The sequence below is a fragment of the Pseudomonas tohonis genome, assembly GCF_012767755.2.
Taxonomy (GTDB): domain Bacteria; phylum Pseudomonadota; class Gammaproteobacteria; order Pseudomonadales; family Pseudomonadaceae; genus Metapseudomonas; species Metapseudomonas tohonis.
Genome location: NZ_AP023189.1, coordinates 3,604,422 through 3,629,873, shown reverse-complemented (window position 1 = coordinate 3,629,873; position 25,452 = coordinate 3,604,422). Strand labels below are relative to the sequence as shown.

Annotated in this window: 19 protein-coding genes; 8 read left to right on the top strand and 11 right to left on the bottom strand. The window is 68.4% G+C overall.

Annotated elements, in window-relative coordinates:
* Positions 1-3: 3 nt before the first annotated feature.
* Together paaG and paaF are read right to left on the bottom strand one after the other, a co-directional pair.
* Entirely contained in the window at positions 4-795 is a 792-nt protein-coding gene (paaG, locus tag HSX14_RS16485) for a 2-(1,2-epoxy-1,2-dihydrophenyl)acetyl-CoA isomerase PaaG (protein ID WP_173179639.1), read from the bottom strand.
* 38 nt (positions 796-833) lie between these two features.
* A complete protein-coding gene (gene paaF, locus HSX14_RS16480; RefSeq protein WP_173179637.1) occupies positions 834-1,607 on the bottom strand; it encodes a 2,3-dehydroadipyl-CoA hydratase PaaF in 774 nt (257 codons plus the stop codon).
* Positions 1,608-2,026: 419 nt separating this feature from the next.
* Here paaF and paaY point away from each other — a divergent pair, with 419 nt between their 5' ends.
* The 3 genes from paaY (at position 2,027) to feaR (ending at position 4,686) form a co-directional block, all read left to right on the top strand.
* Complete coding sequence (paaY, locus tag HSX14_RS16475; RefSeq protein WP_173179635.1) at positions 2,027-2,623, top strand: phenylacetic acid degradation protein PaaY; 597 nt, start codon at positions 2,027-2,029, stop codon at positions 2,621-2,623.
* Positions 2,624-2,690: 67 nt separating this feature from the next.
* Entirely contained in the window at positions 2,691-3,614 is a 924-nt protein-coding gene (gene paaX, locus HSX14_RS16470; RefSeq protein ID WP_173179632.1) for a phenylacetic acid degradation operon negative regulatory protein PaaX, read from the top strand.
* A gap of 157 nt (positions 3,615-3,771) precedes the next feature.
* Positions 3,772-4,686 (top strand): transcriptional regulator FeaR, encoded by a 915-nt coding sequence (gene feaR / locus HSX14_RS16465; protein ID WP_173179630.1) that lies wholly within the window; start codon positions 3,772-3,774, stop codon positions 4,684-4,686.
* A 338-nt stretch (positions 4,687-5,024) separates the two neighbouring features.
* Here feaR and HSX14_RS16460 read toward each other — a convergent pair whose 3' ends face one another.
* The 6 genes from HSX14_RS16460 to HSX14_RS16435 form a co-directional block, all read right to left on the bottom strand.
* A complete protein-coding gene (locus HSX14_RS16460) occupies positions 5,025-5,579 on the bottom strand; it encodes a hypothetical protein (protein WP_111262645.1) in 555 nt (184 codons plus the stop codon).
* Positions 5,580-6,177: 598 nt separating this feature from the next.
* Entirely contained in the window at positions 6,178-7,293 is a 1,116-nt protein-coding gene (gene gcvT, locus HSX14_RS16455) for a glycine cleavage system aminomethyltransferase GcvT (RefSeq protein ID WP_173179628.1), read from the bottom strand.
* Between the two features lie 106 nt (positions 7,294-7,399).
* The gene (locus HSX14_RS16450; RefSeq protein ID WP_173179626.1) at positions 7,400-8,776 is read right to left on the bottom strand and encodes an L-serine ammonia-lyase; all 1,377 of its coding nucleotides are present in this window, start codon (positions 8,774-8,776) and stop codon (positions 7,400-7,402) included.
* A 181-nt stretch (positions 8,777-8,957) separates the two neighbouring features.
* The gene (gcvP, locus tag HSX14_RS16445) at positions 8,958-11,822 is read right to left on the bottom strand and encodes an aminomethyl-transferring glycine dehydrogenase (RefSeq protein WP_173179624.1); all 2,865 of its coding nucleotides are present in this window, start codon (positions 11,820-11,822) and stop codon (positions 8,958-8,960) included.
* Positions 11,823-11,833: 11 nt separating this feature from the next.
* Complete coding sequence (gcvH, locus tag HSX14_RS16440; RefSeq protein ID WP_173179622.1) at positions 11,834-12,208, bottom strand: glycine cleavage system protein GcvH; 375 nt, start codon at positions 12,206-12,208, stop codon at positions 11,834-11,836.
* 522 nt (positions 12,209-12,730) lie between these two features.
* Entirely contained in the window at positions 12,731-14,251 is a 1,521-nt protein-coding gene (locus tag HSX14_RS16435; protein WP_173179619.1) for a sigma-54-dependent transcriptional regulator, read from the bottom strand.
* Between the two features lie 212 nt (positions 14,252-14,463).
* On the opposite strand from HSX14_RS16435, the gene HSX14_RS16430 reads away from it, so the two are divergent.
* The 3 genes from HSX14_RS16430 to glgB are packed head-to-tail and all read left to right on the top strand — an operon-like array spanning position 14,464 to position 22,002.
* The gene (locus tag HSX14_RS16430; RefSeq protein WP_173179618.1) at positions 14,464-16,473 is read left to right on the top strand and encodes an alpha-1,4-glucan--maltose-1-phosphate maltosyltransferase; all 2,010 of its coding nucleotides are present in this window, start codon (positions 14,464-14,466) and stop codon (positions 16,471-16,473) included.
* 10 nt (positions 16,474-16,483) lie between these two features.
* A complete protein-coding gene (gene treS / locus HSX14_RS16425) occupies positions 16,484-19,804 on the top strand; it encodes a maltose alpha-D-glucosyltransferase (RefSeq protein ID WP_173179617.1) in 3,321 nt (1,106 codons plus the stop codon).
* Positions 19,801-22,002: a 1,4-alpha-glucan branching protein GlgB gene (gene glgB, locus HSX14_RS16420; protein ID WP_173179615.1), complete on the top strand. Its 2,202-nt coding sequence runs from the start codon at positions 19,801-19,803 to the stop codon at positions 22,000-22,002. The genes treS and glgB overlap by 4 nt, the downstream gene beginning before the upstream one ends.
* 741 nt (positions 22,003-22,743) lie before the next feature.
* On the opposite strand, the gene HSX14_RS16415 is transcribed toward glgB, so the two are convergent.
* Together HSX14_RS16415 and gspH are read right to left on the bottom strand one after the other, a co-directional pair.
* A complete protein-coding gene (locus tag HSX14_RS16415) occupies positions 22,744-23,361 on the bottom strand; it encodes a PulJ/GspJ family protein (protein ID WP_173179613.1) in 618 nt (205 codons plus the stop codon).
* Positions 23,361-23,831 carry a type II secretion system minor pseudopilin GspH gene (gene gspH / locus HSX14_RS16410; protein ID WP_175384263.1) on the bottom strand — a complete coding sequence of 157 codons (471 nt, stop codon included), beginning with the start codon at positions 23,829-23,831 and terminating at the stop codon, positions 23,361-23,363. Before gspH ends, HSX14_RS16415 begins: the two co-directional genes overlap by 1 nt.
* A 57-nt stretch (positions 23,832-23,888) precedes the next feature.
* Between gspH and HSX14_RS16405 the strand changes: the two genes are divergently transcribed.
* The gene (locus tag HSX14_RS16405) at positions 23,889-24,317 is read left to right on the top strand and encodes a type II secretion system protein N (protein ID WP_173180204.1); all 429 of its coding nucleotides are present in this window, start codon (positions 23,889-23,891) and stop codon (positions 24,315-24,317) included.
* Positions 24,318-24,319: 2 nt separating this feature from the next.
* Here HSX14_RS16405 and gspI read toward each other — a convergent pair whose 3' ends face one another.
* A complete protein-coding gene (gspI, locus tag HSX14_RS16400; protein WP_173180202.1) occupies positions 24,320-24,715 on the bottom strand; it encodes a type II secretion system minor pseudopilin GspI in 396 nt (131 codons plus the stop codon).
* A gap of 262 nt (positions 24,716-24,977) precedes the next feature.
* On the opposite strand from gspI, the gene gspG reads away from it, so the two are divergent.
* Positions 24,978-25,427, top strand: a complete 450-nt coding sequence (gspG, locus tag HSX14_RS16395; RefSeq protein WP_173180200.1) for a type II secretion system major pseudopilin GspG — start codon at positions 24,978-24,980, stop codon at positions 25,425-25,427.
* Positions 25,428-25,452 lie beyond the last annotated feature (25 nt).

The window sequence follows — 25,452 nt, the reverse complement described above, 5'->3', positions numbered from 1 at the left end:
GGCTCAGCGTCCTTTGAAGCTCGGGGTGCGTTTCTCCATGAAGGCGCCCACGCCCTCGCGGTAGTCCTCGCTGCGCCCGGCCAGGCGCTGCAGGTCGCGCTCCAGCTCGAGCTGCTGGTCGAAACCGTTGTCCAGGCTGGCGTTGAGGGCGCGCTTGATCAGGGCCAGCCCGTAGGTGGGCTGGGTGGCCAGGTGGCGTGCCAGCTTGAGGGCCTCGTCGCGCAGCGCGGCGTCGTCCACCACGCGGTGGATCAGCCCCCATTGCTCGGCCTGCTCGGCGCTCAGCCGGTCGCCCAGCAGGGCCAGGGCCTTGGCGCGGGCCATGCCGACCAGGCGCGGCAGGCTCCAGGTGCCGCCGGAATCGGGGACCAGGCCGATCTTGCAGAAGGCCTGGATGAAGCTGGCCGAACGCGCCGCCAGCACCAGGTCGCAGGCCAGCGGGATGTTGGCGCCGGCGCCGGCGGCCACGCCGTTGACCGCGCAGATCACCGGCAGCGGCAGGTCGCGCAGGGCGCGGATCAGCGGGTTGTAGAAGCGCTCGATGGACAGCCCCAGGTCGGGCATCTCGGCGCCCGGCGCGACATTGCGGTCGGCCAGGTCCTGCCCGGCACAGAAGCCACGGCCTTCGCCGGTGAGCAGCAATACGCGCACCTCCGGGTCCTGGCGCACGCGCTTGAGGGCCTCGCGGACCTCGCCGTGCATGGCGGCGTTGAAGCTGTTCAGCTGTTCGGGGCGGTTGAGGCTGAGGGTGGCGACCCCTGCCTCGATGGAAAACAGGATGTGCTCGAAATTCATGGCGTGCGCTCTATGGAGTCGAGTGGTGGGCGGCCGGGTCAGCGGCCGGTGAATTCGGGGGTGCGTTTCTCGCGGAAGGCGGCGAGGCCTTCCGCGCGGTCGGCGGTGCCGGCCAGCAAGGTGAAGGCGTGGCGCTCGAAGCGCAGGCCGCTGGCGAGGTCGGTGTCTTCGGCCTTGAGCAGCGCCTCCTTGGCCAGTCGCAAGGCGAGAGGTGCCTTGCTGGCGATGACGCGGGCGATGGCCAGGGCGCGCTCGACGGTGAATTCCGGCTGGGTCACTTCGCTCACCAGGCCGGCGCGCTGGGCGTGGCGGGCGTCGATGGCCTCGCCGCTGAGCACCATCTGCATGGCCAGGGACTTGCCCACGGCGCGCAGCAGGCGCTGGGTGCCGCCGGCGCCCGGCATGATGCCGAGGTTGATTTCCGGCTGGCCGAAGCGGGCGTCCTCGCCGGCGATGAGGATGTCGGCGTGCATGGCCAGCTCGCAGCCGCCGCCCAGGGCGAAACCGTTGACTGCGGCTATCAGGGGTTTGGGGAAGCGGGCGATGCGTTGCCAGTGGGCCTGGCGCGGGTCGTCGAGGATGCCGACCAGGTCGCGCTCGGCCATCTCGTTGATGTCGGCGCCGGCGGCGAAGGCCTTGCGGCTGCCGGTGAGCACCACCACGCGGGTCTGTGGGTCGCGCTCGGCGTCGTCCAGTTCCAGTGCCAGTTCGCCCAGCAGCTGGGTGTTCAGGGCGTTGAGCGCCTCCGGGCGTTGCAGGGTGATGAGGCGCACGCCTCTATCCGGTGGCAGGACGACGAGAGTCTGGGGCATTGGAAGGGGCCCTCACGGCGCACGCACGGCATCTGGGCCGGCATTTGTTGTTGGATGGCCAGGCATCCGTCCGAGGGGCGGGCTGGCGTTTGCCGGAGTATACGCATGAAGCGATACAAAACAATAAGTATTGAATTGTATTTGTGTGTCTTTAATGGGGCGTCTCCTTGCGTTTCCCGGCGTGGTCGGCGCTGTCCTTTTGTCTGGGTGTGCGGTTGCTTTCCAGTATTCATGCGGGTTGCAGGCGGCAGTCGGTGGCGTTGCGTCAACCGATACGCGATCGCTGGCTTTATCCGATAAAAATGATGTGATACAAGTTGCCTCGCCTGCCGCATCGCTTTTTGTCGCGGTATCCGCTTGCGAGGATCGACCATGAGCCGCCTTTTCCTGCTTCAACCCATCGCGCGGGGTGTTGCGCCATGACCTGCTACAGCCTCGACGGCCTGGTTCCGGTGGTGGACCCGAGCGCCTACGTGCACCCATCGGCGGTGCTGATCGGCGACGTGATCATCGGCCCCAACTGCTATGTGGGCCCGCTGGCCAGCCTGCGCGGCGACTTCGGGCGGATCGTCCTGGAGGAGGGCGCCAACCTCCAGGACACCTGCGTGATGCACGGCTTCCCGGAAAGCGACACGGTGGTGGAGCGCAACGGCCATATCGGCCACGGCGCGGTGCTGCACGGCTGCCGCATCGGCGAGGACGCCCTGGTGGGCATGAATGCGGTGGTGATGGATGGCGCGCATATCGGTGCGCGCTCCTTCGTCTCCGCCGCGGCCTTCGTCAAGGCGCGCTTCGAGTGCCCGGAGCAGTCCCTGGTCATGGGTGCCCCGGCCGAGGTGAAGCGCCGCCTCGGCGACGAGGAGGTGGCCTGGAAGCAGCGCGGCACCCGGGAGTACCAGGTGCTGGCGCGGCGCTGCATGGCCAGCCTGGTGGCCTGCGAGCCGCTGGCGGCGGTGGAGGCCGGTCGCCCGCGCAACCGTGTCGATGGACTGCGTCCGAAGGGGGAGTCGGCGTGAGTGCGGCTGTGGTCAGCGCGCCGATGCGACGGGTATATTCGGCAACTTTCCAGCGCCCGGTTCGCCCATGACGTCCCTCGCTCCCCTGCAGCACCTCATCACCCGTTTCCAGGAGCAGACGCCGCTGCGCGCCAGCTCCCTGATCATCACCCTCTACGGCGATGCCATCGAGCCCCATGGCGGCACCGTGTGGCTGGGCAGCCTGATCCAGCTGCTGGAGCCGATCGGCGTCAACGAGCGCCTGATCCGCACCTCGATCTTCCGCCTGACCAAGGAAGGCTGGCTCACCGCCGAGAAGGTCGGCCGGCGCAGCTACTACAGCCTCACCGGCACCGGGCGGCGGCGTTTCGAGAAGGCCTTCAAGCGGGTGTACAGCTCCAGCCTGCCGGCCTGGGACGGTTCTTGGTGCCTGGTGATGCTCTCGCAGCTGCCCCAGGAGAAGCGCAAACAGGTGCGCGAGGAACTGGAATGGCAAGGTTTTGGTGCGATTTCCCCCATCGTGCTGGCCTGCCCGCGCTGCGACCGCGTGGATGTGAACGCCACCCTGCAGGACCTCGAGGCCCTGGAGGAAACCATCGTCTTCGAGACCACCGCCCAGGATGTGCTCGCCTCCAGGGCCCTGCGCATGCAGGTTCGCGAGAGCTGGAACATCGACGAGCTGGCGGCGCACTACAGCGAATTCATCCAGCTGTTCCGCCCGCTGTGGCAGGCGCTGCGCGAACAGGAGGCGCTGCAGCCGCAGGACTGCTTCCTGGCACGAACCCTGCTGATACACGAGTACCGCAAATTGCTGCTGCGCGACCCGCAGCTGCCCGACGAGCTGTTGCCGGGCGACTGGGAAGGGCGTGCGGCGCGCCAGTTGTGCCGCAATATCTATCGCCTGGTGCAAGCCAAGGCCGAGGAATGGCTCAATGGCGCACTGGAAACCGCAGACGGACCCCTGCCGGATGTCGGCGAAAGTTTCTATCGGCGATTCGGCGGGCTTAAATAGGGCTCCCTGTCTCGAAATGCCCTGGAGGGCGAAGTGCTTGGCGTGTCCCGCCGGGCCGCACCGCAGGTTGCGGGATGGCACGGAGGAAGAATGAACGAAGGCCGCCTCGATGCGGCCTTGAATAACAATAAGAAAGCTAGCCAGAGGCTCCATGGCCATGACTGCACGTGCACTGAGAACCGACCGCTTCGACGAATGGCTGCAGCGGATCAACCAGGTATGCGGACGCTTCTGCGCCAAGACCCTCGGGGATGAATTCTCCGGGGCGGTCCGCGAATACAAGTCCGGCGCCATCAAGCTGAGCTTCGTCGATGTCGCCCAGGCCCGGCTCTATCGCACCGAGCACGAGGTGGCGCAGAGCGACAGCCGGCATTTCTTCGCCGCCTTCCAGCTGCAGGGCGAGGCGAACATGGAACAGGGCGGCAACCGCGTGCGCCTGGCGCCCGGCGACATCACTCTGATCGACTCCTCGCTGCCCAGCGACTTCACCTACGGCGCCAATTCCCGGCAGCTGTCGTTGATCCTGCCGCGCCACCTGGTGGAGCAGAACCTGCGCTACGGCAGCGTGCGTTGCGCGCAGAAGATCGCCGCCACCTCGCCGATCGCGCTGCTCACACATCGCCTGGTGCTGGAGGCCAGCCAGCACGAGTGCCTCAGCCAGCACGAGAGCGAGGCGACCCTGGACGCGGTGGTCAGCCTGCTGCGCCCGGCCATCAGCGCCGTCGATGCCGAGGGCGACGTGCATGAGCGGGTGTTCCGCAAGACCCTGGACTTCATCGATGCGCACATCCGTTCCGAGGAGCTCTGCCCGGAGCTGCTGGCACGCGAGGTGGGGGTTTCGGTGCGTGGCCTGTACCGCATGTTCTCGCGCAAGGGGCTGGTGGTGGCGCAGTACATCAAGAACCGCCGCCTGGACTTCTGCGCCGAGTCCCTGCGCCTGGGTGGCGCCGAGCAGAAGCTTTCCGCCCTCGGCTATTCCTGGGGCTTCTCGGATTCCAGCTATTTCTCCACCGCCTTCAAGGCGCGCTTCGGCGTTTCTCCCGGCGAGTACCGCAAGCGCTACCAGCACTAGGTGGTCCTGGGGCGCGACTGTAGGGGCGAATTCATTCGCCCAGGCAGCGCGCAGCGCTGCCGCAGGGTCCCAATCCGCTCGGTTTCCTGTTTGGATTGCGGGCGGTGATACGGGCTTGGATGCGGGTGCAGGTGCGGCCAAGAGGGTGGTGCGGGCGCGGGCGTGGCGGGCAACTGCGTTGCCCTTGGGCGAATGAATTCGCCCCTACGGGCGTTCATGGGCGGGTGGGTGCCGGGTTTCTTCGCGAATGAATTCGCTCCCACAAGAGCGGCGCATTTTCCGCACAAATGAAAACGGCAGCGCCTGGGCGCTGCCGTCGGGTGACCGTGCTTAGCGGATCACATGCCGTAGTTGCGGCGGAACTGGGCGATCAGCTTCTCCGGCTTGGGCTCTTCCTTGGTCAGGACGTAGACCACGCGCTGGCCGTCGGGGCCGCCGCCGATGTCGACGTAGCTGAAGGTGGGCTCGCCGATCTTGTACATGTCCATCATGTCGCCGTAGCGGCTGAACACGTAGATGATGCCTTCTTCGTCACGCAGCTCGCCGTAGAACGGCTGGGCCGGCGGCAGGCTGACGTCCAGGAAGCGCTGGGCGCTGGTCTTGGCTTCCTTGCCCTGGTCGTCGGCCTTGAGGATCAGGGTGATGTCGCGGTCGAAGCCGTCCTTCTTGCCGGTGGCTTTCTTCAGCGGGGCGGTGCCGTTCTGCATGAAGCCGCGATAGGTGGCGTAGTCGTCGAAGACGAACAGCTCCTTCTCGGTCCGGATCTGATACCAGTCCTCGTTGTTCAGCGCCTCGACCTTGGCCGGGGCGGCCGGCTGGGTGCTGCAGGCGGAAACGGCGATGGCCAGCGCGGCCAGGGTCAGCGATTGGATCAGGGTTTTCTTGTAGGGCATTTCATGGTCCTCCCCAGGATTGGTGAGACGCGAATCTGCCCGAGTCGTGTGACGGCGAGATGACGGCGATATGCCAGAAATATTACGGCAAGGTTTCGGCGCCGGAAACGCCTGCTTTCAAACGCATGCAGGCAAAAGTTAACGTAAATTCTAGATTTTTCAATTCTATATGAATCAATGAGTTACGAGCGATTTGTAATCTTGAGTGTGATGAAGTGAGCGACCTGCGTAGGCCCGCCTGTGTCCGCTTTTGTGGGAGCGAATTCATTCGCGAAGAAGCACACGAGCGACGCGGATTCGTGCCATGAATCGTCCTTCGGAGCGAGACCCGCAGGAGCGAGCTCTGCTCGCGAATGGCCCTGGCACCCTCCCATTGACCACCGTTGGGCCTCGCTACGCTCGGCGCCAACCTACGACGGTGTGGCACGGCCGGGGATTGGGTTGTGACACCAGGCATCGCCGGTGGAGGTAAGGAGCGACCTCCATCCTGCATTTCGGGGCAGGTCCTGTTCTGAGAAAAAGAAAAGGCGACGGTTCGCACCGTCGCCTTGAGGGCCCGTTCGGCTGGGGGAGCCTGCGGGGCATCGAGGGTAAAGGGTCAGCCGCGGTAGTAGCGCTGCGGCACGAAGGGGGTCTTGGCGACCTTCATCGCCACGCGCTTGCCGCGCACCACGGCCCAGATCTCGCTGTCGAGCGCGGCATGGGCGGCGTTGACGTAGCCCATGGCCACCGGGCCGCCCAGGGTGGGGCCGAAGCCGCCGCTGGAGACACGGCCGATGACGGTGCCGTCGGCGTCGACGATCTCGGCGCCTTCACGCACCGGTACGCGTTCCTGGGGCAGCAGGCCGACACGCTTGGCGGCGACGCCCTCGCGCTGCTGGGCGAAGATGCGCTCGGCACCGGGGAAGCCGCCGGCGCGCTCGCCATCGGCGCGGCGCACCTTGGAGATGGCCCAGGCCAGGCTGGCGTCGATGGGGGTGGTGGCGGTGTCCATGTCGTGGCCGTAGAGGCACAGGCCGGCCTCCAGGCGCAGCGAGTCGCGGGCGCCGAGGCCGATGGCCTGGACTTCCGGCTCGGCCAGCAGGGCGCGGGCCAGGGCCTCGGCCTTGTCGGCGGGCACGGAGATTTCGTAGCCATCCTCGCCGGTGTAGCCGGAGCGGCTGACGTAGCACTCGACGCCCAGCAGGCGGGCGCTGCCGAACTGCATGAAGGTCATCTTCGCCACCTCGGGCGCCAGGCGTGCCAGCACGGTGACTGCCGCCGGGCCCTGCAGGGCGAGCAGGGCGCGCGCCTCGAACAGCGGCTCGATCTCGCAACGGTCGCCGATGTGCGCGCGCAGGTGGGCCAGGTCCTGGTCCTTGCAGGCGGCGTTGACCACCAGGAACAGCTCGTCCGCCCCCAGGCGCGCCACCATCAGGTCATCGAGGATGCCGCCGTTGGCATCGGTGAACACGGCGTAGCGCTGCAGGCCCACCGGCAGGTCGATGATGTCCACCGGCACCAGGGTCTCCAGGGCCTTGGCGGCGTCGCTGCCACGCAGGCGGATCTGCCCCATGTGGGACACATCGAACAGCCCGGCTTGCTCACGGGTGTGCAGGTGCTCCTTCATCACGCCCAGCGGGTACTGCACCGGCATGTCGTAGCCGGCGAAGGGAACCATTTTCGCTCCGAGTTCGAGGTGGAGGCTGTGCAGCGGGGTCTTGGCGAGGGTCATGTAAATCTCCTTCGGAAGCTGCAAGCCACAAGCGGCAAGCCGCAAGCAGGTGGCAGCAAAACGGTGTTTTCACTTGAAGCTTGCGGCTTGAAGCTTGCCGCTGCTCTCAACATTCAATGATGTTCACGGCTAGACCGCCGCGAGCGGTTTCCTTGTATTTGCTCTTCATGTCGGCCCCGGTCTGGCGCATGGTGCGGATGACCTTGTCCAGGGAGATGAAGTGCTGGCCGTCGCCGCGCAGGGCCATGCGGGCGGCGTTGATGGCCTTCACCGAGCCCATGGCGTTGCGTTCGATGCAGGGCACCTGGACCAGGCCGCCGACCGGGTCGCAGGTCAGCCCCAGGTTGTGTTCCATGCCGATCTCGGCGGCGTTCTCCACCTGTTGCACGCTGCCGCCCATGACTTCGCAGAGCGCGCCGGCGGCCATGGAGCAGGCCACGCCGACTTCGCCCTGGCAGCCCACTTCGGCGCCGGAGATGGAGGCGTTCTCCTTGTAGAGGATGCCGATGGCGGCGGCGGTGAGCAGGAAGCGCTCCACGCCCTCGTCATTGGCGCCGGGGACGAAGCGCGCGTAGTAGTGCAGCACCGCCGGGACGATGCCGGCCGCGCCATTGGTGGGCGCGGTGACCACGCGCCCGCCGGTGGCGTTCTCCTCGTTCACCGCCAGGGCGTAGAGGTTGACCCAGTCGAGCACCGTCAGGCTGTCGCGCAGGGCGGCTTCCGGGCGCTCGCTGAGCTGGCGGAACAGGGCGGCGGCGCGGCGCTTGACCTTGAGCCCGCCGGGCATGATGCCCTCCTTGCGGCAGCCGGCCTTCACGCAGTCCTGCATCACCTGCCAGATGCGCTGCAGCCCGGCGCTGGTCTCCTCGGGGCTGCGCCAGGCCTTTTCGTTCTCGCGCATCAGCGCGCTGATCGACAGGCCGCTGGCGGCGCAGTGGGCGAGCAGTTCCTTGCCGGTCTTGAAGGGGTAGGCGAGCGGGGTCTGGTCCTCGACGATGCGGTCGTGCCCGGCGGCTTCCTCGTCCACCACGAAACCGCCGCCCACCGAGTAGTACTCACGCGAGCGCAGCTGCAGCCCGGCGGCATCGAAGGCGCGGAAGATCATGCCGTTGGGGTGGTAGGGCAAGGGCCGGCGGATCATCGCCAGGTGGTCCTTCTCGACGAAGCGGATGGTCTTCTCGCCACCCAGGCGCAGCTCGCCGTCCTTGCGCATGCGCGCCAGGCGGGTGTCGATGTGTTCGGTATCCACGGTGTCGGGCTGTTCGCCTTCCAGGCCGAGCAGCACGGCCTTGTCGCTGCCGTGGCCCTTGCCGGTGGCGCCGAGGGAGCCGTAGAGCTCCACCCGCAGGACTTCCGTGGCGGCCAGCAGGCCTTCGCGGCGCAGGCCGTCGACGAAGCGCGCGGCCGCCCGCATCGGGCCGACCGTGTGGGAGCTGGAAGGGCCGATGCCGATCTTGAACAGGTCGAAGACGCTGAGGGACATGGTGTCGCTCCTGAGCCTGGATCGTGCTCGTTGTTATTGGGTCAGCGTAGACATTGGGGGATATCGGGCCTCGCGGCCCGACGGTTGTTCGGTGGGCCCCCGCGTTCGCGGGGGTGACAGGGCACCCGCAAGGCGCCCCGTGCATCGTCATTCCCGCGCGGGCGGGAACCCACCGGACCGGTCAGGCGTCCTGGTACGCCTCGATGGACGGGCAGGCGCAGACCAGGTTGCGGTCGCCGAAGACGTTGTCGACGCGGCCCACCGGCGGCCAGTACTTGCCGTCCACCAGGCTGGCGGTCGGGTACACGGCCTGTTCGCGGCTGTAGGGGTGGGTCCACTCGCCGACCAGCTCCGCCGCGGTGTGCGGGGCGTTCTTCAGCGGGTTGTCGTTGGCGTCCAGGGCGCCGGTTTCCACCGCGCGGATCTCGTTGCGGATGCGGATCATGGCGTCGCAGAAGCGGTCCAGCTCTTCCTTGGACTCGCTCTCGGTCGGCTCGATCATCAGCGTGCCGGCCACCGGGAAGGACATGGTGGGCGCGTGGAAGCCGAAGTCGATCAGGCGCTTGGCCACGTCGTCGACGCTGATGCCGCTGCTGTCCTTGAGCGGGCGCAGGTCGAGGATGCACTCGTGGGCCACCAGGCCGTTGGTGCCGGTGTAGAGCACCGGGTAGTGCTCTTCCAGGCGACGGGCGATGTAGTTGGCGTTGAGGATCGCCATCTGCGAGGCGCGACGCAGGCCGGCGCCGCCCATCATGCGGATGTACATCCAGGTGATGGGCAGGATGCTGGCGCTGCCGAAGGGCGCGGCGCTGACCGCGCCTTCCTTGCGCGCCAGATGGCCGTGGCCGGGCAGGAAGGGGGCCAGGTGGGCCTTGACGCCGATCGGGCCGACGCCCGGGCCGCCACCGCCGTGGGGGATGCAGAAGGTCTTGTGCAGGTTCAGGTGGGACACGTCGCCGCCGAACTGGCCCGGGGCGCAGAGGCCGACCATGGCGTTCATGTTGGCGCCGTCGATGTACACCTGGCCGCCGTTGGCGTGGATGATCTCGCAGATTTCGCGGATGCCTTCCTCGAACACGCCGTGGGTGGAGGGGTAGGTGATCATGATCGCGGCGAGGCGCTCGCGGTGCTCTTCGGCCTTGGCCTTGAGATCGGCGATGTCGACGTTGCCGCGGGCGTCGCAGGCGGTCACGACCACGCGCATGCCGACCATGTTGGCGGTCGCCGGGTTGGTGCCGTGGGCCGATTGCGGGATCAGGCAGATGTCGCGCTGGTCGTCGCCACGGCTCAGGTGGTAGGCGCGGATGGCCAACAGGCCGGCGTACTCGCCCTGGGAGCCGGCGTTGGGCTGCAGCGACACCGCGTCATAGCCGGTGGCGGCGCAGAGCATGGCTTCCAGCTCGGTGGTCAGCTGCTGGTAGCCCTCGGACTGCTCGGCCGGGGCGAAGGGGTGCAGGTTGCCGAACTCGGCCCAGGTGACCGGGATCATCTCGCTGGCGGCGTTCAGCTTCATGGTGCAGGAGCCCAGCGGGATCATGCTGCGGTCCAGCGCCAGGTCCTTGTCGGCCAGCTTGCGCATGTAGCGCATCAGCTCGGTTTCGGAGTGGTAGCGGTTGAATACCGGGTGGGCGAGGATCGCCGACTCGCGCAGCAGCGCGGTGGGCAGGCGGCTGGGGATGGTCGCGGCCAGCTCGGCGAAGGCGGGCAGGGCCTGGCCGTCGGCGAAGATCGCCCACAGCGCTTCGACGCTGGCCTGGGTGGTGGTCTCGTCGAGGGAGAGGCCCAGGCGCTGGTCGTCGACCACGCGCAGGTTGATGCGGTGCTCGCGGGCCCTGGCGTGCAGCTCGGCGGTGCGGGCGCCGGTGGTCAGGGTCAGGGTGTCGAAGAAGCTCTGCTGCTCGACGGTGACGCCCAGCTTGGCCAGGCCCTGGGCCAGAATGGCGGTGAGCTGGTGCACGCGTTTGGCGATGCGGGTCAGCCCCTGCGGGCCGTGGTAGATGGCGTACATGCTGGCGATGTTGGCCAGCAGCACCTGCGCGGTGCAGATGTTGCTGGTGGCCTTCTCGCGGCGGATGTGCTGCTCGCGGGTCTGCATGGCCAGGCGCAGGGCCGGCTTGCCGTGGCGGTCGATGGAGACGCCGACGAGGCGGCCCGGCATGTCGCGCTTGAAGGCGTCGCGGGTGGCGAAGTAGGCCGCGTGCGGGCCGCCGAAGCCCAGCGGCACGCCGAAGCGCTGGGCGCTGCCCAGGGCCACGTCGGCACCGAACTCGCCCGGGGCCTTGAGCAGGGTCAGGGCCAGCAGGTCGGCGGCCACGGCCACCAGGGCGCCGGCGGCGTGGAAACGCTCCACCAGCTCGGCGTTGTCGAACAGGTCGCCATTGCTGGCCGGGTATTGCAGCAGCGCGCCGAAGTAGGGGCTGGCGTCGGTCAGCTCGCGCTCGTCACCCACCACCACTTCGATGCCCAGCGGCTCGGCGCGGGTGCGCAGCACGTCGAGGGTCTGCGGGTGGCAGTGGCGGGAGGCGAAGAAGGCGTTGCCGGCCTTGTTCTTCGACAGGCGCTTGCAGAAGGTCATGGCCTCGGCGGCGGCGGTGCCTTCGTCGAGCAGCGAGGCGTTGGAGATCGGCAGGCCGGTGAGGTCGCTGATCAGGGTCTGGAAGTTCAGCAGCGATTCCAGGCGGCCCTGGGAGATTTCCGGCTGGTACGGGGTGTAGGCGGTGTACCAGGCGGGGTTTTCCAGCAGGTTGCGCAGGATCGGCGAGGGCGTGTGGGTGCCGTAGTAGCCCTGGCCGATGTAGTTGGTGAACAGCTGGTTCTTGCCGGCGATGGCCTTGATCGCGGCGAGGGCGTCGGCCTCGCTCTGGCCCGGGCCCATGTCGAGCACGCTGGTGCCCTTGATGCTGTCCGGGATGACGCTGGTGCTCAGGGCTTCCAGGTCGGCGTAGCCGAGCAGGTCGAGCATGGCCTGGGTGTCGGCGTCGCGCGGGCCGATGTGGCGGGCGATGAATTCGTTGGCGGTGCCGAGGGCGTTGGTCTGGGTGGGCATGGTCGGGCTCCTCAGGCGTTCTTGATCAGGGCTTCGTACGCGGCGCGGTCCATCAGGTCGGCCAGCACGGCGTTGTCGGCCAGGCGCATGCGGAAGAACCAGCCCTTGCCGAGCGGGTCTTCGTTGACCAGTTCGGGGCTGTCGTTGAGGGTTTCGTTGATTTCGAGCACGTCGCCGTCCAGCGGCATGACGATGTTGCTGGCGGCCTTGACCGACTCCAGCACCGCGACTTCCGCGCCCTGCGCATAGGCCTGGAGCTCCGGCAGCTGCACGAAGACCACGTCACCCAGCGCCTCCTGGGCGTACTCGGTGATGCCCACGGTCACCTGGCCATCGGCCTCCAGGCGCAGCCATTCGTGTTCGGCGGTGAAACGCAACTCGCTCATTCGGAACTCCTCGATGCTTTGGCCCGGTTCTTTGCCGGGCGCTCTATGGACCCCCGCACGGAACGACGTCCCGTGCTGTCTGGTCGGCTAGTTAGCAAGGGTGGTGCCAGGATGGTCTTGGCCAGATAAAACAAGGGGTTGGCGGTGATTCGAGAGGTCTTGCGTGAAGATGGGTGTAGCGAAAACGCTACAGAAAATGGGAGTTTTCCATGGGGCGCAGGGGGCATGTCAGGAATGGCGGGGTGCGGGGCCGGATGTTACGGAGTCGTTACGCTGTAGCGAATTCGCTACGGGTCAAGATTGTCCTGAATTTAAATCTATATAAATCAATAAATTAGAAATTTTTTATAGAAAATATATGAGGTTTTAAGCCGTAGGATGGTGTAGAGCGAAGCGAAACCCATCGAGAAGGTGCTGGAACACAGCATGGGTTTCGCTTCGCTCTACCCATCCTACGTGATGATTTACCAACTAAATTATCAATAAAAACATATGGATATGGATGTTTTATGAAGCTGAAAGTCAGCTTTTGCCGGGTATCCCGTACTTGCGCAAGCGGTGGGCGATGGCGGTGTGCGAGGTCTGCAGCCGTGCCGCCAGCTGGCGCGTGGAGGGGTAGCGGGTGAAGAGCTTTTCCAGCAGCGCGCGCTCGAAGTTCTCCACGGCCTCTTCCAGGCTGTTCACCTCGCCGTCGTTCTGCCGGGCGACGGCGGTGCCGGCGATGTCCAGGTCGCCTATCTCGACGATGCTGCTCTCGCAGATGGCCGCGGCGCGGAAGATCACGTTCTGCAACTGGCGCACGTTGCCGGGCCAGCGGTTGCCCAGCAGCGCCGGGTAGGTGCCCGGCGCCAGGCGGCAGGGCGGGCGCTGGATCTGGGTGCAGGCCTGCTGCATGAAGAAGCGCGCCAGCAGGAGGATGTCCTGCCCCCGTTCGCGCAGCGGCGGCACTTCCAGGTTGAGCACGTTGAGGCGGTAGAACAGGTCCTCGCGGAAGCTGCCCTCGGCCACCATCTTCTCCAGGTCGCGGTGGGTGGCGCTGAGGATGCGCACGTCCACCTTCACCTCGCGGTCGCCGCCCACCCGGCGGAAGCAGCCATCGCTGAGAAAGCGCAGCAGCTTGGCCTGCAGGTAGGGCGACATCTCGCCGATCTCGTCGAGGAACACCGTGCCCTGGTTGGCCAACTCCAGCAGCCCCGGCTTGCCGCCGCGCTGGGCACCGGTGAAGGCGCCCGGGGCATAGCCGAACAGCTCGCTTTCGGCGAGGTTCTCCGGCAATGCCGCGCAGTTCAGCGCCAGGAACGGCTGGTTGTGCCGCGCGCTGACGGCGTGGCAGGCCCGCGCCACCAGCTCCTTGCCGGTGCCGGTCTCGCCGTTGATCAGCAGGGGCGCGTCCAGGGCCGCCACGCGCAGGGCGCGGGCCTTGAGGGTGCGGATGGGCTGGGAGTCACCCAGCAGCGCGTCGAAGCCTTCGGCGTGATCGTGGTGCAGGGCCGAGAGGCGTTCGCCGATGCGGTTGGGCAGGTAAAGGGTGAGCAGCGCACCGGCCAGGTGCTCGCCTTCGGTGATGGGCACGGCGTCGAGCATCAACGCCTGGCCCTTGAGCGTCACCTCGCGCAGCGGCAGGCGGAAACCCTGCTCGCGCAGCACGTTGTGCAGGCTGTCGTCGGCGAACAGCTGGGCCAGCGTCGCGCCTTCCAGTTCACCGCCATGCAGGGCCAGCAGCGCCGGGTTGGCCAGCAGCACGCGGCCGTCCTGGTCCACCGCCAGCACCGGGTCGGTCATGGCCGCCAGCAGTGCATCCAGCTGCAGCCGGTGGCGCTGGCCGGGGAGGATGTCCACCACCGTCACCTCCTGCACGCCATGCACCTTGTGCAGCGCGCCGCGCAGCTCGTCCAGCACCTCGGCGCTGAGGGTGGGCGCGTCGATGTAGACGTTCGGCGGGACCATCTCCACCGCGTCCAGGTTGAGGTTGCGCCCGCCCAGCAGGGCGAGGACTTCCTGGGTGATGCCGACGCGATCGATGAAGGTGACGTGAATGCGCATGGAAGGCGGAGCCGCTGGATGAAAGCCGCAGATTATGCCCGCTCGGGGCGGTGCGGGGCCATGGCTTGTGCCGTGCAGCGGAACCGGCCGCCGGTGGCCCCGGAGAAAGTTCGAACTTTGCCCCGCGAGGGGGTTCGGAACTAGCACACCACATCCGCAACCCGGCGCGGCCCCAGCCGGCCTCCATGCGCCGGTCAGAAGGAGCCAGACCGATGTCCCTGAACACCCCAGCCGAGTCCGCCGCGCGCCTTTCCGGGGCGCTGCAACTGGATGAGGCCCTGGCCTTCCCGCGTATCGCCATCGAGTCCGTCGAGCCCCAGCTGGAGGGCGGCCGCTTCGCCGCCAAGGCCATCGAGGGCGAGGCTCGCACCGTCACGGCGGTGATCTTCGCCGACGGCCACGACAAGCTCGCCGGCCAGGTGCTCTGGCGCCTGGTCGAGGACCCCGAGTGGCAGCGCGTGCCCCTGGAGTTCCTCGGCAACGACCACTGGCAGGCCAGCTTCGTGCCGCCGCGCGTGGGCCGCGTGGTGTTCGCCGTGGAAGCCTGGTGGGACCTCTACGGCAGCTACTGCTACGAGCTGTCGAAGAAGCACGGCGCCGGCGTGCCGATCAAGCTGGAGCTGCAGGAAGGCGAGCTGCTGCTGCGCCAGGCCCTGGAACAGGCCCCGGCGGCCCTGGTGGACGAGCTGCAGGCGTTGCTCACGCGCCTGGAGGAAACGCAGTCCATCGACGAGCGCGTGGCCCTGCTGCTGGCGCCCGAGACCGTGGCCGCCGTGACCCGGGTCGAGGCCCATCCCCACCGTGTGCGCAGCCCGCTGTACCCGCTGGACGTGGAACGCAAGTTGGCTGAGTTCGCCAGCTGGTACGAGCTGTTCCCGCGCTCGGCGGCCAACGACGGCAAGCGCCACGGCACCTTCCGCGACGTCATCGCGCGTCTGCCGGACATCCAGGCCATGGGCTTCGACGTGCTCTACTTCCCGCCCATCCACCCCATCGGCCGTACCCACCGCAAGGGGCCGAACAACTCCCTCAAGGCCGGCCCGGACGACCCCGGCAGCCCCTACGCCATCGGCAGTGCCGAGGGCGGCCACGAGGCCATCCACCCGCAACTGGGCAGCCGCGAGGACTTCCAGGCCCTGGTCCAGGCCGCCCGCGAGCACGGCCTGGAGATCGCCCTCGACTTCGCCATCCAGTGCTCCCCGGACCACCCCTGGCTGGCCCAGCACCCCGGCTGGTTCAGCTGGCGCCCCGACGGCAGCATCCGCCACGCCGAGAACCCGCCGAAGAAGTACGAGGACATCGTCAACGTCGACTTCTACGCCCGGGATGCCCAGCCCGACCTGTGGCTGGCCCTGCGCGACGTGGTCAAGGGCTGGGTGGAGCAGGGCGTGACCCTGTTCCGCGTCGACAACCCGCACACCAAGCCGCTGCCGTTCTGGGAATGGCTGATCGCCGACATCCGCGCGGCCCATCCCGAGGTGATCTTCCTCGCCGAGGCCTTCACCCGGCCGGCGGTGATGGCGCGCCTGGGCAAGGTCGGCTTCACCCAGAGCTACACCTACTTCACCTGGCGCAACACCAAGGAGGAGCTCGCCCAGTACTTCACCGAGCTCAACCAGCCGCCCCTGTGCGACTGCTATCGGCCGAACTTCTTCGTCAACACGCCGGACATCAACCCCTTCCCGCTGCACGGCCAGGGCCGCGCCGCCTTCCTCATCCGCGCCGCCCTGGCGACCATGGGCTCCGGCCTCTGGGGCATGTACTCGGGCTTCGAGATCTGCGAGTCGGCACCGGTGCCGGGCAAGGAGGAGTACCTGGATTCGGAGAAGTACCAGCTGCGCCAGCGCGACTACCGGGCGCCCGGCAACATCGTCAGCGAGATCGCCCAGCTCAACCGCATCCGCCGCGCCAACCCGGCGTTGCAGACCCACCTGGGGCTGCAGGTCTACAACGCCTGGAACGACAACATCCTGTACTTCGGCAAGCGCACCGCCGACCGCTCCAACTTCATCCTCATCGCCATCAGCCTCGACCCGCACAACGCCCAGGAGGCGCACTTCGAGCTGCCGCTGTGGGAACTGGGCCTGCCCGAGGACGCCGCCACCCACGGCGAGGACCTGATGAACGGCCACACCTGGACCTGGCACGGCAAGACCCAGTGGATGCGCATCGAGCCCTGGCACCAGCCCTTCGGCATCTGGCGCATCCGCGCCGCGACCTGAGGGCAGAGCCATGGCGAAGAGACAGCGGCCCGCCGCCTTCCTCAACGACCCGCTCTGGTACAAGGACGCGGTGATCTACCAGGTGCACGTGAAGTCGTTCTTCGACTCCAACAACGACGGCATCGGCGACTTCCCCGGCCTGATCGACAAGCTCGACTACATCGCCGAGCTGGGCGTGAACACCATCTGGCTGCTGCCGTTCTACCCCTCGCCACGGCGCGACGACGGCTACGACATCGCCGAATACCGCGGCGTGCACCCCGACTACGGCAGCATGGCCGACGCCCGCCGCTTCATCGCCGAAGCCCACCGCCGCGGCCTGCGGGTGATCACCGAGCTGGTCATCAACCACACCTCCGACCAGCACCCCTGGTTCAAGCGCGCCCGCGAGGCGAAGAAGGGCTCCCGGGCGCGGGACTACTACGTCTGGTCCGACACCGACCAGCACTACCAGGGCACGCGGATCATCTTCCTCGACACCGAGAAGTCCAACTGGACCTGGGACCCGGTGGCCGGGCAGTACTTCTGGCACCGCTTCTACTCCCACCAGCCCGACCTCAACTTCGACAACCCCCAGGTGATGCGCGAGGTGCTCGCTGTGATGCGCTTCTGGCTCGACCTGGGCGTCGACGGCCTGCGCCTGGACGCCATCCCGTACCTGATCGAGCGCGACGGCACCCACAACGAGAACCTCCCCGAGACCCACCAGGTGCTCAAGCGCATCCGCGCCGAACTGGACGCCAAGTACCCCGACCGCATGCTCCTGGCCGAGGCCAACCAGTGGCCCGAGGACACCCAGCTGTATTTCGGCGGCAACGAGAGCGGCGAGGGCGACGAATGCCACATGGCCTTCCACTTCCCGCTGATGCCGCGCATGTACATGGCCATCGCCCAGGAAGACCGCTTCCCCATCACCGACATCCTGCGGCAGACCCCGGACATCCCCGCCAACTGCCAGTGGGCCATCTTCCTGCGCAACCACGATGAGCTGACCCTGGAGATGGTCACCGACCAGGAGCGCGACTACCTCTGGGACTACTACGCCGCCGACCGCCGCGCGCGCATCAACCTGGGGATCCGCCGGCGCCTGGCGCCCCTGGTGGAGCGCGACCGCCGGCGCATCGAGCTGCTCAACAGCCTGCTGCTGTCCATGCCCGGCACGCCGACCCTCTACTACGGCGACGAGATCGGCATGGGCGACAACATCTTCCTGGGTGATCGCGACGGCGTGCGCACGCCCATGCAATGGTCCATCGACCGCAACGGCGGCTTCTCCCGCGCCGACCCCGCGAGCCTGGTGCTGCCGCCGATCATGGACCCGCTCTACGGCTTCCAGACCATCAACGTCGAGGCCCAGGCGCGCGACCCGCACTCGCTGCTCAACTGGACCCGGCGCATGCTCGCCGTGCGCAAGCAGCAGAAGGCCTTCGGGCGCGGCAGCCTGAAGATGCTGTCACCGGCCAACCGCCGCATCCTCGCGTACCTGCGCGAGTACACCGGGCCCGACGGCCGCCACGAGATCGTCCTGTGCGTGGCCAACCTGTCCCGCGCCGCCCAGGCCGCCGAACTCGAGCTCTCCGCCTACGACGGCAAGGTGCCGGTCGAGATGGTCGGTGGCTCGCCATTCCCGCCGATCGGCCAGCTCAACTACCTGCTGACCCTGCCGCCGTACGGCTTCTACTGGTTCCTACTCGCAGACGAGGCGCAAATGCCCACCTGGCACGTACCCCCCGTGGACCGGCTGCCCGAGCTGCCCACCCTGGTCATCAAGCACGACTTGCAGGAGCTGCTGCGCGGCGCCGCCGGCGGCACCCTGGCGCGCGAATCCCTGCCGGCCTACCTGCCCAAGCGCCGCTGGTTCTCCGGCGACGGCGCGGGCGAGGTGCGCCTGCTCTATGCCGTGCCCTTCGGCGAGGCGGACGAGCTCTGCGTGCTGGCCGAGGTGGAAAGCCGCGACGGCGAGCGCCGCGAGCACTACCAGTTGCCGCTGGCTTTCGTCGCCGAGCACCAGGCGGGCAGCGCCGTGCCCGAGCAACTGGCCCTGGCGCGCCTGCGCCGGGGGCGCCAGGTCGGCCTGCTCACCGACGCCTTCACCCTGCCGGGCTTCGTCCGCCAGGTGGTGCGCCAGCTGAGTCGCGGCCAGGTGCTGCGCTGGCAGGGAAGCGAGCTGCAGTTCGCCCCGACCTCGCGCCTGGTGGACTTCATCGGCGCCCTGGACGGCGACGTCAATCTCGTCTCCGCCGAGCAGTCCAACAGCTCGGCGGTGATCGGCGAGAGCATGGTGCTCAAGCTGGTGCGCCGGGTGCTGCCCGGCATCCACCCGGAAACCGAGATGGGCGGCTACCTCACCGAGCAGGGCTTCGCCAACATCCCGCCATTGCTGGGCGAGGTGCGCCGGGTCGACGAAGCCGGCACCCCGCACACGCTGATGGTGCTGCAGGCCTTCCTCAGCAACCAGGGCGACGCCTGGCAATGGACGCAGAACACCCTGGAACGCGCCGTGCGTGACGAGCTGGCCGGTGGCGTGTCCGGGCTGGAGAGCCAGTACACCGCGCTGGTGGAACTGGAAGCCTTCGCCCGCATGCTCGGCCGCCGCCTCGGCGAGATGCACGAGGTGCTCGCCCGCCCCAGCGACAACCCCGACTTCGGCTACCGGGGCAGCGACACGCCGGAAACCGACGCCTGGGCCCACAGCGTCGGCGTGCAGCTGCGCGAGGCGCTGGAGCGGGTGGCCGAATCCCGCGAAGGCCTTTCCGACTCCGCACGGGCGCTGGCCGACTGGCTGGGCAGCCACCAGGCCGGGCTGCTGGAGGTGGTCGACAAGCTGGCCCGGCGCAGCGCCGGCGGCATCCGCATCCGCGTGCACGGCGACCTGCACCTGGGGCAGGTACTGGTGGCCCAGGGCGACGCCTTCATCATCGACTTCGAAGGCGAGCCGACCCGCAGCCTGGACGAGCGCCGCGCCCACCACAGCCCGCTGAAGGACGTGGCCGGCATGCTGCGCTCCTTCGACTACGCCGCCGCCATGGCCCTGCGCAACGCCCAGGGCGCCGATGCCTCCAGCGAGGCCGAGCAGGCCCGCCAGCGCATCGCCAGCGCCTACCGCAGCCAGGCCCGCACGGCCTTCCTTGACGCCTATCGGCTGGCCGCCGCCAACCTGCCGCACGCCTGGCACGAGCGTGACGGCGAGGCCGCCGCCCTGGCGCTGTTCAGCATCGAGAAGGCCGCCTACGAAATCCTTTACGAAGCCCGCTACCGCCCCGATTGGCTGGATGTGCCGATGCTGGGGCTGGTGGAACTGGGCCGCCATCTCCTGGGGAGCAAGAAATGAATGATGTGACGATGGAGCAGGGCGCCGACCGCGCCCAGATCGAGGCACTGGTGCGTGCCGAGCACGGCGACCCCTTCGCCTTCCTCGGCCCGCACCACGACGACCAGGGCCCGGTGGTCCGCGCCTACCTGCCGGGCGCCCTGGGCGTCGAGCTGCTGGATGGCGACAGCGGCCAGACCCTGTGCCCCTTCGAACAGGCCGCCACGCCGGGCCTGTTCATCGCCCGGCCCGCGCAGCTGCAGCGCTATCGCCTGCGCATCCACTGGAGCGAAGGCGTGCAGGAAACCGAGGACCCCTACGCCTTCGGCCCGCTGCTGGGCGAGACCGACCTCTACCTGTTCGCCGAGGGCAACCATCGCGAGCTGGGCAAGGTCTTCGGCGCCCAGCTCACCGAGCACGAAGGCGTGCCCGGCGTGCGTTTCGCCCTGTGGGCGCCCAATGCCCGGCGCGTCTCCGTGGTGGGCGCGTTCAACGGCTGGGACGGGCGCCGCCACCCCATGCGCCTGCGTCACCCGGCGGGGGTCTGGGAGCTGTTCGTGCCCCGCCTGCAGGCGGGCGAGGTGTACAAGTACGAGCTGCTCGGCCAGCACGGCCTGCTGCCGCTCAAGGCCGACCCCGTGGCCCTGGCCACCGAGCTGCCGCCGGCCACCGGCTCGGTGGTCAGCGCGCCGCTGGACTTCCACTGGCAGGACCAGGACTGGATGGACGGCCGCCAGCGCGGCCAGGCCCACGACCGCCCGCTGTCGATCTACGAGGTGCACGTCGGCTCCTGGCGCAAGGAGGGCGGCAACGACGGCCGCGTGCTCAACTGGCACGAGCTGGCCGAACAGCTGATTCCCTACGTGCAGGAGCTGGGCTTCAGCCATATCGAGCTGCTGCCGATCATGGAGCACCCCTTCGGCGGTTCCTGGGGCTACCAGCCGCTGTCGCAGTTCGCGCCCACCTCGCGCTACGGCAGCCCGCGCGACTTCGCCGCCTTCATCGACGCCTGCCACCGCGCCGGCATCGGCGTCATCCTCGACTGGGTGCCGGCGCATTTCCCCACCGACGCCCACGGCCTGGGCCGCTTCGACGGCACCGCGCTGTACGAGTACGCGCACCCCTTCGAGGGCTTCCACCAGGACTGGGACACCTACATCTACAACCTCGGCCGCACCGAGGTGCACGGCTTCATGCTGGCCTCCGCGCTGCACTGGCTGCGCGCCTACCACATCGACGGGCTGCGCGTGGACGCCGTGGCCTCGATGCTCTACCGCGACTACTCGCGCAAGGACGGGGAGTGGATCCCCAACCGCCACGGCGGCCGCGAGAACCTGGAGGCCATCGACTTCCTGCGCCACCTCAACGACGTGGTCGCCACCGAGGCGCCGGGCGCGCTGGTGATAGCCGAAGAATCCACCGCCTGGCCCGGCGTCAGCCGGCCCACCCGCGAGGGCGGGCTGGGCTTCGCCTACAAATGGAACATGGGCTGGATGCACGACAGCCTGAAGTACGCCAGCGAAGACCCGGTCAACCGCAGCCATCACCACCACCAGCTGACCTTCGGCCTGCTCTACGCCTTCTCCGAGCACTTCATCCTGCCCATCTCCCATGACGAGGTGGTGCACGGCAAGCGCTCGCTGCTGGACAAGATGCCCGGCGACCGCTGGCAGAAGTTCGCCAACCTGCGCCTCTACTTCAGCTTCATGTGGAGCCATCCGGGCAAGAAGCTGCTGTTCATGGGCTGCGAGTTCGGCCAATGGCGCGAGTGGAGCCATGACAGCGAACTGGACTGGTACCTGCTGCGCTACGGCGAGCACCAGGGCGTGCAGACCCTGCTGCGCGACCTCAACGCCCTGTACCGCGCCGAGCCCGCGCTGCACCAGCTGGACGGCGTCGCCGAAGGCTTCCAGTGGCTGATCGGCGACGACAAGGGCAATAGCGTCTACGCCTGGCTGCGCAAGGGCCAGGACGGCGCGCCGCTGCTGGTGGTGCACAACTTCACCCCCGTGCCGCGCTCGGGCTACCGCATCGGCGTACCGCTGCCCGGCACCTGGCAGGTGCTGCTCAACAGCGACGCCGAAGGGTACGCCGGCAGCAACGCCGGCACCCTCGCCGAAGCGCACGCCGAGGACGATACCAGCCACGGCCAGCCCCACTCCCTGGTGCTCGACCTCCCGCCGCTGGGCGCGCTGATCCTCAAGCCCACCTCGACCTAGGTTGGCGCCGAGCACGGCGAGGCCCAACGGTGAGAGGTCGGGCCGGGCGCAAGGGCGAGGTTTGCGTAGGGTGGAGGTCGCTTTTCACCTCCACCAGCGGTGTTTCACCGGGCCTCGATGGTGGATGGGTGAAGCGCCATCCACCCTACACACTGCGTTGGGCTTCGTGCCTCAACCCAACCTGCATCCGCGCCAGTACGGCTCCAATTTGTGGGAGCGGCTTCAGCCGCGAAAGGTCCACAGCCGGCACAAGGTTTCGCGCGGGCGGACATCCCATCGCGAATGAATTCGCTCCCACAAGGGGCGGTAGCCCGGGCTGCAGGCCGTAGGTTGGCGCCGAGCGCAGCGAGGCCCAACGATGTGGGGCCGACTCTGCTGCGGTGGGCTTCGTGCCTCAACCCAACCTACATCCGCGCCAGGACGGCTCCAATTCGTGGGAGCGGCTTCAGCCGCGAAAGACCCGCAGCCGGCACAAGGTTTCGCGCGGCCGGACATTCCATCGCGAATGAATTCGCTCCCACAAGGGGCGGTAGCCCGGGCTGCAGGCCGAAGGTTGGCGCCGAGCGCAGCGAGGCCCAACGGTGCGGGGCTCGGCTCTGCTGCGTTGGGCTTCGTGCCTCAACCCAACCTGCATCCGCGCCAGTACGGCTCCAAGTTGTGGGAGCGGCTTCAGCCGCGAAAGACCCGCAGCCAGCACAAGGCTGCGAGCGGCCGGTCATTCCATCGCCAATGAATTCGCTCCTACGGGAACGGCCCCATCACCTGGCGGTAATGCTCGGTGCCTTGCGCTGTCTGGCGGGTGAGGGTGAGTTCCAGGCCCTGGGGGTTCTCCACCGGGGTGCCGGTGAGTGCGGTCCAGCCCTTGCCGGGGCGCCAGGTGCGCAGGTCGAAATCGCTCACGCCACTCATCACCGCCACGCCCTGGCCGGGTGCCGGCAGCGGGTAGCGCGAGCCGGCGCTGGAGGCGGCGCGGTAAAGGGTGTCGCCCTCCACCCACCAGCGCACCCGCAGCAGCAGGCCGGGGCGGGACGGAGCGACGCGGACCAGCTCCAGGCGCGGCGGCCCGTTGCCGCCACCGCGCAGCACCAGGGCCGGCGGCCCGGAACGGACCGGCAGCGCGTCGGCATCGGCATCCGGGCGCAGGGGCTCCAGCAACTCGGTGGTGGCGCGTTGGGCCAGGTCGCGCTGCAACTGGTTGAGCGCGCGCAGCAGCTCATCGTTGCGTTCGGCTGTTGCCTGCAGGTGCGCGTCGCTGCGGCTCACGCTGTCCAGGCCGCGCCAGGCCACCAGCGAAACCAGGGCCATCAGCAGGATCGCCACCATCACCTCGATCAGGGTGAAACCGTGCTGGCCCCTCATCACTGCACCTCGATGCGGCCGGACGGCTCGCGCACGACCCTGACGCTATTGTGCCCATCCGACAGCTCGATGCGCGCCGGCTCGCCGATCCACTCGGCGTCGATCAGCAGCCAGCGCCCGCTGCTCAGGCGCACGTCCAGCGGGCTCACCTGCCAGGTACGCGGGCGCAGCTGCGGGTCGCCGGCGAACACCCGCGCATCGGCGCCGCCATCTTCCAGGCGCAGGAAGCGGTAGCCGCGTGCGTCCGGCTGCCAGGCGATGGCGCGGCCGTCGGCGCGGGCCTCGTCCTGGGCACTCTGCAACAGCAGCGCCAGGCGCTTGGCGTCCTCGCGCAGCAGGCGCGCCGGGTCGGGGCGGATGCTCAGGCTCACCGCCGCCGTGGCGATGCCGACGATCACCAGCACCACCATCAGCTCGATCAGGGTGAACCCCCGTTGCGCGTGCCCGGCACACTCGGGAGGAGATGACATAAAACCGTGAAGATCGGCTGTTAGCGTCGGCGCCAGGACATTCCGGAGAACCGTCGCATGCGCCTTGTCAGCCGCTTCAACCCCGCCGCATGGGTCCAGGGCACCGCACTGGCGGCGACCCTGGCGGGCCTGGTCACCTGGGGGTTGCTGCTGGGCGACCCCGGGCCCCAGCAGGCCCAGGCGCTCGGCCAGGCCCCGCAGCCGGCGCCTGCCGCCGCCCGGGATGCGGCGCAATGGTTCGCCAGCCGCGCCAGCCAGCTGGACGTGCGCCTCACCGGGCTGTTCGCCGGGGAGCGTGGCGCCGTGGCCATCCTCGCGGTGGACGACGCGCCGCCCCGCGCCTTCCTCGCTGGCGAGAGCCTGGGGGAGGGCGTACGCCTGGACGCCATCGAACGGGACGCGGTGATCATCGCCCGGGGTGGCGAAACCCAGCGCCTGTCCATCGCCCGCCTGCCCGACGCGCCGCCGCTGCCCTCGTTGCGCTGAGTTCACGGCGTCACCTGCGGTAGGTCGCGCGCCACCAGGGTTTCCAGGCGCGCCAGGGGCGGGCCGCCACGTTCGCGGTCGTGCACGCGCAGGCTCAGCTGCAGCAGGTCGCCCAGCGGGGTGACGCGCTGCTCGCAGCTCAACCGCAGGCGCCCCTGATCACAGTCCAGCACCTTGCGGCCGACACCCGGCAGCCCCTCCAGGCGTAGCTCGGCGAGGCGCGACTGGGCCGCCAGCAGGGCGATGGAGCGGTCGCGCAGCAAGCTGTCGGCCTGGGTCATCTGCCCGGCGGCACGCACCGCCGCCGACATGGCCACGGCGACGATGGCCAGCGCCACCAGCACTTCGATCAGGGTGAAACCGGCCGCTTGCCGCGGCGTTGCGTGGGCCTTGCGCATGGGCGGGTCACGGGGCGGGGAAGAAGGCTCCAGCCTAGCGCCGGCGTCTGACGAAACGCTGACGGAAACACCGGAGGACGGCGCCCGCAAACGCGGGCCCGCCGGCGCGCAGCCCCCCATGCCACGGGCGTCGTGGCGGGGCGCGGGGGAAATCCTCCCGAGGATTTTCAATACCAGTGACATATGCGCTTGGAACAATCCGGGTCGACAGGACGGGCCCGCCTCCACGGAGCGGGCCGAGGCAGACCCAAGGAGTGTCGAGATGGATATCGCGCGGTTCAGCTCCCCGGTTCGCGGCCGGAATGGCCAGCAGGGCTTCACCCTCATCGAGATCATGGTGGTGGTGGTGATCCTCGGCATCCTCGCCGCCATGGTGGTGCCCAAGGTGCTCGACCGCCCCGACCAGGCCCGTGCCACCGCCGCGCGCCAGGACATCGCCGGGCTGATGCAGGCGCTCAAGCTCTACCGCCTCGACCAGGGCCGCTACCCGAGCCAGAACGAAGGCCTGAAGGTGCTGGTGGAACGCCCGGCGAACGCCACCTCGAGCAACTGGCGCTCCTACCTCGAGCGCCTGCCCAACGACCCCTGGGGCCGCCCCTACAACTACCTCAACCCCGGCGCCAACGGCGAGGTGGACATCTTCTCCCTGGGGGCCGACGGCCAGCCCGAGGGCGAGGGCGTCAATGCCGACATCGGCTCCTGGCAGCTGTAGGCCGCGCCGTGCATCCCCTGGCCAG

What these genes read in the sequence shown, in the direction of transcription:
- paaG (WP_173179639.1), bottom strand. Translation starts at nt 795, where the DNA reads ATGAATTTCGAGCACATCCTGTTTTCCATCGAGGCAGGGGTCGCCACC.
- paaF (WP_173179637.1), bottom strand. Translation starts at nt 1,607, where the DNA reads ATGCCCCAGACTCTCGTCGTCCTGCCACCGGATAGAGGCGTGCGCCTC.
- paaY (WP_173179635.1), top strand. Translation starts at nt 2,027, where the DNA reads ATGACCTGCTACAGCCTCGACGGCCTGGTTCCGGTGGTGGACCCGAGC.
- paaX (WP_173179632.1), top strand. Translation starts at nt 2,691, where the DNA reads ATGACGTCCCTCGCTCCCCTGCAGCACCTCATCACCCGTTTCCAGGAG.
- feaR (WP_173179630.1), top strand. Translation starts at nt 3,772, where the DNA reads ATGACTGCACGTGCACTGAGAACCGACCGCTTCGACGAATGGCTGCAG.
- HSX14_RS16460 (WP_111262645.1), bottom strand. Translation starts at nt 5,579, where the DNA reads ATGCCCTACAAGAAAACCCTGATCCAATCGCTGACCCTGGCCGCGCTG.
- gcvT (WP_173179628.1), bottom strand. Translation starts at nt 7,293, where the DNA reads ATGACCCTCGCCAAGACCCCGCTGCACAGCCTCCACCTCGAACTCGGA.
- HSX14_RS16450 (WP_173179626.1), bottom strand. Translation starts at nt 8,776, where the DNA reads ATGTCCCTCAGCGTCTTCGACCTGTTCAAGATCGGCATCGGCCCTTCC.
- gcvP (WP_173179624.1), bottom strand. Translation starts at nt 11,822, where the DNA reads ATGCCCACCCAGACCAACGCCCTCGGCACCGCCAACGAATTCATCGCC.
- gcvH (WP_173179622.1), bottom strand. Translation starts at nt 12,208, where the DNA reads ATGAGCGAGTTGCGTTTCACCGCCGAACACGAATGGCTGCGCCTGGAG.
- HSX14_RS16435 (WP_173179619.1), bottom strand. Translation starts at nt 14,251, where the DNA reads ATGCGCATTCACGTCACCTTCATCGATCGCGTCGGCATCACCCAGGAA.
- HSX14_RS16430 (WP_173179618.1), top strand. Translation starts at nt 14,464, where the DNA reads ATGTCCCTGAACACCCCAGCCGAGTCCGCCGCGCGCCTTTCCGGGGCG.
- treS (WP_173179617.1), top strand. Translation starts at nt 16,484, where the DNA reads ATGGCGAAGAGACAGCGGCCCGCCGCCTTCCTCAACGACCCGCTCTGG.
- glgB (WP_173179615.1), top strand. Translation starts at nt 19,801, where the DNA reads ATGAATGATGTGACGATGGAGCAGGGCGCCGACCGCGCCCAGATCGAG.
- HSX14_RS16415 (WP_173179613.1), bottom strand. Translation starts at nt 23,361, where the DNA reads ATGAGGGGCCAGCACGGTTTCACCCTGATCGAGGTGATGGTGGCGATC.
- gspH (WP_175384263.1), bottom strand. Translation starts at nt 23,831, where the DNA reads ATGTCATCTCCTCCCGAGTGTGCCGGGCACGCGCAACGGGGGTTCACC.
- HSX14_RS16405 (WP_173180204.1), top strand. Translation starts at nt 23,889, where the DNA reads ATGCGCCTTGTCAGCCGCTTCAACCCCGCCGCATGGGTCCAGGGCACC.
- gspI (WP_173180202.1), bottom strand. Translation starts at nt 24,715, where the DNA reads ATGCGCAAGGCCCACGCAACGCCGCGGCAAGCGGCCGGTTTCACCCTG.
- gspG (WP_173180200.1), top strand. Translation starts at nt 24,978, where the DNA reads ATGGATATCGCGCGGTTCAGCTCCCCGGTTCGCGGCCGGAATGGCCAG.